The sequence below is a fragment of the Moorena sp. SIO4A1 genome (assembly GCF_010672065.1).
In the GTDB taxonomy this organism is placed as follows: domain Bacteria; phylum Cyanobacteriota; class Cyanobacteriia; order Cyanobacteriales; family Coleofasciculaceae; genus Moorena.
Genome location: NZ_JAAHHX010000069.1, coordinates 1 through 10,247, shown reverse-complemented (window position 1 = coordinate 10,247; position 10,247 = coordinate 1). Strand labels below are relative to the sequence as shown.

6 protein-coding genes are annotated in these 10,247 nt (G+C 44.4%); all 6 read right to left on the bottom strand.

Translation table 11 applies throughout. The annotated features are described in order from the left end of the window. Positions 1 to 14: 14 nt before the first annotated feature. On the bottom strand, positions 15 to 521 hold the full coding sequence (locus F6K53_RS29500; protein WP_293083131.1) for a hypothetical protein: 507 nt from the start codon (positions 519 to 521) through the stop codon (positions 15 to 17). A 96-nt stretch (positions 522 to 617) separates the two neighbouring features. Beyond that, entirely contained in the window at positions 618 to 1,160 is a 543-nt protein-coding gene (locus F6K53_RS29495) for a hypothetical protein (protein ID WP_293083129.1), read from the bottom strand. A gap of 93 nt (positions 1,161 to 1,253) precedes the next feature. Continuing rightward, complete coding sequence (locus F6K53_RS29490) at positions 1,254 to 1,424, bottom strand: hypothetical protein (protein ID WP_293023102.1); 171 nt, start codon at positions 1,422 to 1,424, stop codon at positions 1,254 to 1,256. Next, positions 1,414 to 5,280, bottom strand: coding sequence for a hypothetical protein (locus tag F6K53_RS29485; RefSeq protein WP_293083126.1), 3,867 nt, complete (start codon positions 5,278 to 5,280; stop codon positions 1,414 to 1,416). Before F6K53_RS29485 ends, F6K53_RS29490 begins: the two co-directional genes overlap by 11 nt. Positions 5,281 to 5,291: 11 nt before the next feature. Then, entirely contained in the window at positions 5,292 to 8,867 is a 3,576-nt protein-coding gene (locus F6K53_RS29480; protein ID WP_293083123.1) for a LamG domain-containing protein, read from the bottom strand. Positions 8,868 to 9,824: 957 nt separating this feature from the next. After that, positions 9,825 to 9,992: a hypothetical protein gene (locus F6K53_RS29475; protein WP_293023110.1), complete on the bottom strand. Its 168-nt coding sequence runs from the start codon at positions 9,990 to 9,992 to the stop codon at positions 9,825 to 9,827. Between the last annotated feature and the right edge of the window lie 255 nt (positions 9,993 to 10,247).

The following is a 10,247-nucleotide window of genomic DNA, read 5'->3' as shown; positions in this document are numbered from 1 at the left end:
CTGATTACTGATCGCTATTCTTCATTACTGATTTTGAAATAGACCCCCCTTAATTTAAGGTCTAATCCATCTATTAATTGACCTGAATTCTCTTGCCATTCTGCTGATAGTCCAACAGTATAAGCTGTCTTCGTTTTATCAACGACTTTCTTTCCATCAGCATTTGTCGTTGAAGCACTAGAACCTGGAATTCTGACATGAAATTCATCCACATATAAACCAGCTTCAACCAGCACACTTGCCGCATCCTGTAAGACGGTAATATCTGGTAATTCGTCGGACTTGAGAGTGCCATCCTCATTCAGAAAGGAAGCCGTTGTGCCTGACTCAACTGCTCCTAGGGTTTGTAAAATACTGTTAAGAGAGGTACCTACTGTCCCTAAATAGACTCTCTCCCCTGCCGGAAGTTCAACTTCAATTCCCTTTTCTTTAATTTCATTAATAGCATTTTTAGGTTCTAAGGAAATTGTCTTTCCAGCCAGTTCTAGAGAAACACAAAAAAATACTTTAGTATCTGCCATCTTCTTGCTCCTTGTTCAATCTAATAAAATCAAAAAATGTCAGTAAAATTAAAACACTATTACTTACCAAGTATAACTTATAAAAGTTCGATTGGTTTATAGTTGATCGAGCTTAACTTCAGCTTCCGGGGGAACCACTGATTCTTCTGGAATCTTTTGTGTCGAAAGATTATCATCAGCCACAGTATTTCCATTTTCGTCCACAAAGGTTAAGCCTTTTTTAACAATGACACCATTGGGATAATCATCAGATTGGGGTACCGAAAATACGGTTACTTTAATCCCCCTCCTATCTTCAGGTTCCGGGATAGGTTGGAAGACATCAATCTTCAACTTCATTGCTAGTTCAGGAGCAACGTCTTGGTTGGTTAGAAAACTGAAATCTTTAATATCAAAGGGAAAATCCTTGGCAAAATTGAAGGGAAACTGATCATTAATTGATCCAGTAGCCGTATAACAAGGATCCGGTGATGTACCTTCCGTAACAGTAATTGGTTTTGCCCACATATCAGATAATGGATGATTGTCAGATAAGGTGATGGGCAATTCTTCAGTAATGCTATAGGTAGTCTGTACTTCCTCCATAAACGTTGGGATATCGTTAATATCTTGATAATTGGGGATTTTCTGCTCTGCCATCGGATCTCCTGTTTATTTAAATTAAATTAAATCTATTGGTTAGTGGCTTTGTAAGCCGTCAGCCGTCAGCCGTCAGCCGTCAGCTTATTTTATTCAAAAGCCAACTAGCGTGGCACAGGCTTCTAGCCTGTGACCTAACCTATAAGCTGATAGCTGATAGCTGATAGCTGATAGCTGATAGCTGATAGCTGACGTTGCTTTTAATAGTTGGACATTAACCTTTGGTGGGGGACGCACCACCAGATAGCTGTAGTTATTTAGCATAAGCAGCATACCAACCAACGGCATCATTACTATCAGTGGCATCAGGATTGCCAAAGATAACAATTTCGGTTTGTCCATTGGGGGGAAATGAGAGGACAAAAAACTTAAGAGCAACCTTCTTGATTTTTAACAAGTAAGCTGTACCAGAAGCGCTAGTCGAATCAACTAGTAATTCCACCGTCTTGAAGGACAGCTTCAGTACACTTTGGAGAGGAAAACCCAGTACATCCCCACCAATTCCCGGTAGCCTCAATCCCACAAAGGTTGTTGCTCCCTCCTGGGAACCATCCTGATTCGGTTCCCAGATAATCAACAGATTAACCACAAACTGAGCCGATCCCGACAATGCCCCCAAACTGCCCAAATTAAACTCGAAGTTAAAACCAAAGCCACTGTTGGGCATAGAACCACTGCCCAAGGGAGTTTTAACCGTAAGATACCCTTTAGGCTTGTTATCGGGTTGAGCAGGGTCGAGATAAACGAAGTTAGTCAGCTTGAGGGGAAATTTGCTGTAGAGACTATGGGGGCGGGCTTTACTGCGAGCGAAATCAAAGGCAATTTGGCTGGGATCCACACTAAAGGTGATATCCTGGGTACCATTGGTATGCTTGCAGTTCATCACAATACTCAGCTTTGAAAACTGGAGGAATTGTTCGTTATTAGCTAGCTCATCCAGTTTTTGCTGCAACTCCGCTGATGCTTGATTGAGAGTATCAATCCCTACCTGATAATCGTCTTCCAGGGCACGGGCACTGCGGTTGACCAGGTTGCTGGCAGTTAACACTTCATCGGACAGGGAAGTATCTGACCCAAAGGATAATCCATCAAAGGCCTCTAGGTCACGGAAATTGAGACGGCCCCAGAGGGTAAATCGTCCAATGGTGAGTGTAGTATCATTGCCTGGGGGATCTGTGGAAAAAGTGGCCTTAACGATGTCAACATTATTGAGAATATGACTATCGGGTAGGGCAAAATAGTTCTCGCCGCTAAAGCTAAAGCCATAGGTAATCACCCCATTGTGTTCTTCCGTAAAGCCCTGGAGAATGACGATATTCCGTCCTGAGCGGCTATTGAGTAATTGGGTGGCTTCGTCAAAGAGTTTATCTAGGGTAAGATTGACTTCACTGGAAAATGCGGTAATTTGAGAATTTTGGAACTGCACCCGTAAGTTGGCCACCTGGAAGGCATAGCCCGATGGACCAGTTTCTGGCACGGAGTTGTCTTCATAGTCCAGCAATCCAAACAAAGAAGACTGTTCCGCTACCAATTGCCCATTTTGGGGCAAAATCGGGGTGCCGTTACTTCCAACATACTGAGCGTAGAAATTATCCCGGTCTTGTATGCCACATTCTAGGGCTTTCAAGTCTGGAGGCATTCCTGTCCCGACCGGGAGCTTGACATTTAACGCGATCATCCCTGACCAAAAGGTGCTGCTGCCAACCCGGGCTAGAGGGGCAGCATTATCCCGGTCTTTTTCGGCAGCATTGGGGTCGTTGGCGGTTGCAATCGCATTTTCAAAGAATGTCACTAAGCGATCGCGCACTGCTTTAATTTCCTTGACCCGTTCATCAGCATCCGTTGCCGTCCCGACAAATACCTCCGGTTGTTCCCACAGGGCGGTATCCTTGAGAATATCAATCAGGGGCTTATCTAGGAACTTAAACAGTAAGACCGTATCAGTATCCCCTGTGCCCTGTCGCCAATTGTCTGGATTGAGATCAAAGGTCCACCCTTGAATAGTCAGTTGATTATTCTGAAAATGCTCTTTGATAACTTGAGGAGGTTCATTGGTATCAAAGGTTTTGAGGGAACTCGGGTCAGTTATCACCAGGAACATCTGACTGGACTGGAAAGCTGAACGGAGGGATGAACCCCGTTCTAGGTCCTGCAAACTCACATCCTTCTTTTCGGTATCCTTCGCCAGTAATAGACTATTGAGGGTTTGATAATCAGAGGAATAGGTTGCCAACAATCCCAGGGAAGTTGTACCAGTAATGGTTTCCGTTGTTGAGCTAGCAGCAGCCATGGCCTGAGCTTCAGGGGTAGCTGATCTACTCAAGGCACTGAATGCTTGCGGACTAGATGTCCCTATGCCTATGCCCTGTATTTCCTGAGGTTCACCGGTAAGTTGAGTGGTGTCTGTTTCAGCAACAATTCTAATTTTTTGGCGGCGCTGGGGATTGAGGATTTGTTCCTCCATTTGCTGATAGTGAGCCAGGGTTCCGGTTACGCCACCATAGGGAAACAAGGGTAAATACTCTCCCCTTGGCAGTCCTGTAACGGGAACCTCCAAAAACCTGAGGGGATCATCAGTTGGGTCTTGGTTTCCATCCTGAAACGTTGATGCTCGATACAGCAAGGACTGCTTGGGTTGGGAAAAATAGACCGGTAAATTCGTTACTTGGTCATATTCAATATATCCCCAAGCTGTGGTTGTTCCCGATTCTAGACGCTGCCCAGCTTCATTGGTATCTACAATTTGCTCAGGAACGAAATCCGGCGCAAAGGTCGGTTTTCCAGCTTCCAGATGCAGAATATTAACCTGTTGACTCGACAGTTGAATGTATTCAATCCCCGCTAATCCACACAAGAAGTTATCTTCATCTCGTATCGAAAAGTCCTTTCCACTGGGGATAGGGGTACTCTCGTAATTGGGAACCGAGAGAGTATATTTCCCTTGGGGGACTAGATACAAGGGTGAACCAAAGATGCTAGAATTCTGCCCTGGACGCTCTGCAAAGATTAGCCGACTGTCCCCATGACCATGGGGAGTGACATGAATGGAATATCCCAAATTGGTGCGATAACAAGAAGGCAAGGATAAATCCGAAATAGTAGAGTTTCCTGGCTCTACAAAGGCAAAGTAAGTGCGATCGCCATTCAAGGGTTGGAGGGGATCTAGGGCGCTATATAAGGTCAGATTTTGGCTACCATCCCCCTGCTTAGAATAATGGGAAGCAGCATCCCTATCTTCCCCCAGAAAAGGATATCGATGGCTAGAAATCAGGAATTCCTGGTCGCTATTCAATCCTGCAAAACCAGACAAGGGGTCACTCGGGTCTAGTAAGGAGTTTGCGGATTTGAAAAACATCCGCAGGGTAACATCCAGATAGACCAGTTCCTCAAAGGAGGCGGTGCCAGGAGATCGGTTTTGCAAGGTCAGGGCAAAGGTCAGGCAACCGGCCAACTCTCCACTAAAGGGTAATGCCAGAGCTTCCCCTGCTTCATTGACCTCAATACCTTTCAGTTGATGAGCACCATAACCTGTGGACAAATAAAAGGGGTCAGTTTTCGGTAATTCAGTTTCCGGTGATTCAGTCCCGGTGTTAGGGAGGTTGTGTACAGACGGATCCAGGGCAAACACAAACCCGTCTTTAGTTCCATTCAACTGACAAACTACACCACTAGCGATCGCTAATTCATAGTTGCGGAAATTAAAAAAGGTCAGTCGCTCTACGGTATCTGTTGGAGACAGGGTTAGGGCATGAAATCGCCAGCGAGAGACTAACTCCTCTGGGTTATCAATCCACAAAAACCGAGTATTGCGTACCGAAGGTGTAATCAGAAATTCAGCAATGCGGTCACTCAATACCGAAGGGTTTATAGCATCATTCCCCTCTGGAGCAGCTTTGATAAATAGATATATTCCCGTCTTTATTGTCCAAGTTTCTTCCAGGGAAACAGTTTGGGAACCTTCTATCGATCCTTCATTCACCCAAAACCCAATGCTATAGGGCAGCGATGCAGCGCGGTCTTGGGGGTTCCCCCCATGAGCGACTGCATCAAGAACGGTAGGGTTAACGGATTCAGGTAAAAAGTAGAGCGCCTGTGCTGTTGATTGGGTAAAGGTAGTCATCTGCTCACCCCCTACAGGACAATGCGATCGCCCTTGACCAGAGGCAAATCAAGCACCGGACTATCTACGTCCAGGTAGATAAACCGATAGCTAGGTTCGTTGGATACCCCTTCGTGTAAAAGACGGCTCAACCTCGGTTTTCCGGTAGAGTGCAGCAGCGATTCTCCCAGGGATACTGACGGAATACTGACACGTTGCTCCATCAGTTGTCGTAAAGTCGTTCCCACCGGAACAAATACCGGTTGTTCCTGTAGCACCACCGTAATTTCTGGAATGACTGTTGCTCGTCCTCGGAAATAAAAGCTGGCAACGTTTGTATTTTTATCCAGGTCTGTTACTGTTGCGGCTCCCATAATGGTTGCAGCTTGTCCGGGATCGAGGGAACCTGCAGAAGGAGCTGCCAAACTAGGATAAACTAGCCGCAAGTAGGGTTTTTGATAGCCAACTTTAAAGGTATCCAGACTACTTCCAGCCCCTACCGTAGCAATATCTGTGGTGACATAGGGCTGGATTTGGGACAAAAACCCATCAAAATTAATCATTAGGTTAGTGCCATCCCGATAACTGTTGAGGCTATAGTAAGACGTGCCACTGCCCACAAACCCTGAATTAGCCGTAGATTGGGCTGGATGAACGAACTGATAGTTTTGGTAATCGACCCGTAACCGCATTCCAGCTTGCAAATCCACTGAGCCATTAACAGTATCCAAGCCGTAGTAGTAGTAGAGAATTTCCTCAACCAACAACGGCATCCGTTCAGCAATCCGGGTTTTGACCAAGGTGAGGGTACCAGGAATCAGATTACTGTTGGTATCTAGTTGAGTAATAAAGTTGTCGTAATCGGTCTTAAGTTGATCTAGCCAATTGTCACTGCTTTCCGGAGGAGTTATGGTCAGGGTACAGCTTTGATCGGCATTTTCTGTCAGGGTAAAGATGCCTGCGGTGCTGGAGATATTATTGGAATCCGCAGCAGTGTTGAATAACTGGGGCAATGTTGTAGTTTGGGTAATCGCAGCAGGGTCGTTGGGTTTGCCCAAATAAATAACAGGTTTTTGCTCCACCACCGTAAAGTAGTAGTCCGCTTGATGGCGAAACTGTTGTGCAAAGATGACATCTACTTCGGAATTTAACCTTGCCAAAATCGCTTCCAGGATGTGATTGGGAGTCAGCGGTGGGCGGACTAGGGTAAACTCCGGCACTGTAAAGGTGTTTACCGTCCCTGCTTGATCAGTCCAATCAAAGGTTCCAGAGACTTTTGCCAAAAAGCCTAACTCAGTCAGTTCCAGGATTACAGTGGCGTTCATCACTGATGCGATCGCTACCTGGTCGATAATCTTGTGGGAGGTACCGGGTTCAAAGATAGGACCCAAGGTAACTTCAAACGGTAGACTCAAAGTTCTTTGCCCTTCCAGGACAAACTGCTCATTGCGCCACCAGCCATGGAGTACAAGGTTTTCTCCCAACCAATTGCCCTTGAGAACGACTTTCCCATCTTCAATCCCGAGGGGGTCAAATTGACTCCGTTGTTGATCGTGACGAGCAAACAGTAGCTTGAAATCTACCGTCCAATCAAATGGGCGATAATCCCTTAATTGGGGGAGTACTAGTTCAGACACAGAGGTGATGGAATACATCTGCCAGATCTCCCCGGTGGTATCTGATTTCAGGAATAGACACAACCCCTCTAGGGTATTAATTTGTCCTAATCCGATTTGAAAATCGAATTCCGGTGAATTGAGGGCAAGTTTACCCGGCGCATCCCCTTGAACTGCCGTAAAGGGAATTGACGTTTTCCATAACGTGCTATCCACTTGTCCCCACTTAAAGTACCAGGTTGGGGAGGTTCCAGGTTCTGATTGCCATTCCAGGGCAATCTTGGTGAAGTCAAACTCAGGAGTAACTTCCCGGATTTCAGAGGTGTCAACCTTAAGATTGAGCTTAGACTCTGAATAATGCTCTACATCCGGCATACCCTCCAAAGTCAGTTGAGCAGTTAGGGGTTGGTTCAAAGGAGTGGGCATATTAGTCAGCGTCAGGTTGCCCAAAATTTCAATAGTGGGGTAGTAGCGCTGGTAAATCGCCTCTGGTGTCAGGGCGGAGTCATAAATTGCCACCTCGTAGAGTTCCCCTTCCCAAGGGAAATCTTCATTCCTTGGGAAGTTGCCCCTGCGTTGGATAAATAAAACGTCATTTGCTAAAGCTAACTTAACAGCAGGGTCATTGATCCAAGAATTAAGTTCGGGATCATCCCTATCTTTCCAAGGAGAATCCTCCTCATCATTCCGATTTTTCCAACGATTATCCCTCTGATTCCTATTTTTTCCACGATTACTCTGCTGATTCCTATTTCTCCAAAAATGACGCTCCTGATTATCGCTATTAATCCATTTTGAATTGTCTAGCTTGCCATTGAGATACAACTTGGCATTATCACTCTCATCCCCGAAGTTATTCTGTGAGAAGGTATAGACAACATAGGTTAGCTCGGTTGTTACTGTGTCGGGACTTGTCGTCAGGATTTGCCAATATCGGTTTCTATCATTAGTGTTGGTGCGCAATAGCACACTATACTCGTCGTGATGGTACCAATCCCCCGACCACCGATTTCCATAACCCTCTAGCCATTCTGAATCCCCTTGAGCCAGAGTCACATAGGGATTTTGAGGATCTTCGGATAGAGTCAGGACTATAGCTGGGTATTGTTGACCCGTTTGGCTAGGCTTAATCCAGGTTGCAATAGTGATTTCGTTGCTCTCTTGGAATGCCTTGATCAGTTTGCTAGCAGAACTTAGGTTTGCCGCTTCTAGGGTCGCATTTTCACTCTCGATCAAGCCATCTTTAACAGCAATAGACCCTAATCCCCACTGCACTGTTTCTGGCTCCGTTTGAATCCGTAAGTCGATGGCGGGTGCATCTTCGGTATTCCTCAAGGAGCAATCATAAACCCATTCTCCCGACTTTTCTCCAAACCAGTAGAGCACCTGGGGTTGAAGAGGATTTGACCCAGGTTTCACCGTAAAAGTCGTCAACTCTAAATTGCCCCAGGGTTGAATCGGGATTTCCTGAGGATTATTGGGATTGTAATTAAAAATCAGTTCAGAGCCATCGCTCACCCCTGCCTCAAGGACAATATCTTGACCAGAGAAAACCGCCGTCACTGTTCCACTGACAGTGACGGTTTCGGAATTAAGTTGCTGGGTAAAACTTAGATTTAAATCTTTGAAATGGGTTGAGCCTTCCGGACTAAATCCAAAAGAATCAGTCGATTGAACTCCTAACGTAAATGAATCGCTGTCGTAGGTTAGTTCAATAGTATAAAATGCATCGAAAGGTGAGGCTGGTAATCCGGGTAAAATTAGGCTAGCTTGATAAAGGCTCTTATCAAGGGGTGCTCCAGGTTTGAGAATTTGTGCAACTGATGATTCTGCTAAAAACTCGGAGATTGTTTGTTTGCTATAGCGTTCCTTATCGAGTCCCTCAGGGATTGTAATCCAATAGATCTGGAAACCAGTCTGAGCATCAATCTCGTATTTAAAGTAGTACTCAGAACCTAGACTCAATAATGTTATAAATCCGTATGCGAGCATAAAAACTCCCTTGAATTATATGTAATGATTCAGAACGTAAGGTTATGGAATCAAATAAGGAGCAAGTGCAGTTTTATCAAGTTGAGCCGGTCGAGCTTGCTCAACAAACTCTATCACAGACTACCCCTAAGCAGAGCATTTTTTTTACTTAACTTAATATTTACTTAACTTAATAAATTAGCCGATAGATAAATTAGCAGTATCCTGAAAAGGTTCCCGAGACCGAGAGCCACTCCAGGTTTTTCCTTGATGTCCTTGCTGTCTGCCTGGTTGACGTTTAGATTTTTCTCCTGTATCTTGTTTTTACTATTTCTGAGTAGGTCTGTTGATCGCAGTTTTGATGATATTTTGCGATCTAACTCTGCTAATTACAGGCAGTTTATCTATTTCTTTTTTCAGTTCTTCTATTGTTGCTTGCTGCTGATCTATCTATAGACTTCGCTGCAGTCATGAGCATTTCTACCACTTCCTCCTTCGGCAACTGGTTTAATCGTTCTATATCTAGTTTTTTCGTCTGGCATTTGGTCACGTTCGCAATACTATCCCCTTTGTATCGCTTTTGTCAATACCCCACTCCTTTTATCCTGACTTTAGTCAGGATATCAAAAACCTATCGCCAGTTAAAACCACTGTTAAAATTTAAAATTATGTTCATAATATGTCTTTTATTTGCTAGACTGTTATCCGTATATCAAAACGATAAATTTTTGATTTTTATATATAAATAAATGTAGAAATATGCAGAATATTACCGAAAAATAAATCAAATTCTATCATAATACTTTTCCCTTATTAAAACATTATTCAAGCATAAATTTACGGCAAATAAAGCAAACAAAAGGATGCATTAAATTCTTGCCAAAAATTAGCTGATAATTCTTAAGCATATGCGCTACGCGGACGCTACGGGAACAGCATTCAGCCAACTCAACGAAAGGATAAAGACTTACAGTGATATCAAGTTGCGGTCAAACTTATAACTTCCTCTTCCACCCATCTCCCCATCTCCCCATCTCCCCATCTCCCCATCTCTTTATCCAACCAATCTACTCTTTTTGAATGCAACTCGGTATAACGTGGAAATCCCCCAGCGCGAGGATTGTTCCTGCCGGGGGAGGATGCCAATCCAAACCATACCTTAGAATTAGAGAGTTTTCCTATTTCATCAGCAAATTGGCTATATTGTTAAGTTTTGATAAGTTTTGATAAGTTCTATGGTGAGATGCCCAGAGGATGTTACTATCCGATGTTTCTGTATAAAAATTGTTAACGTGGATTAATGGGTGGAGAGATTTGGTGAGCCACTTAAGTCTAGAGCAAGAGGAGCAACTCCAGAAAATAGGGACCTATCTCAGCCAAGTCAGGCAGGAGAAATCTATA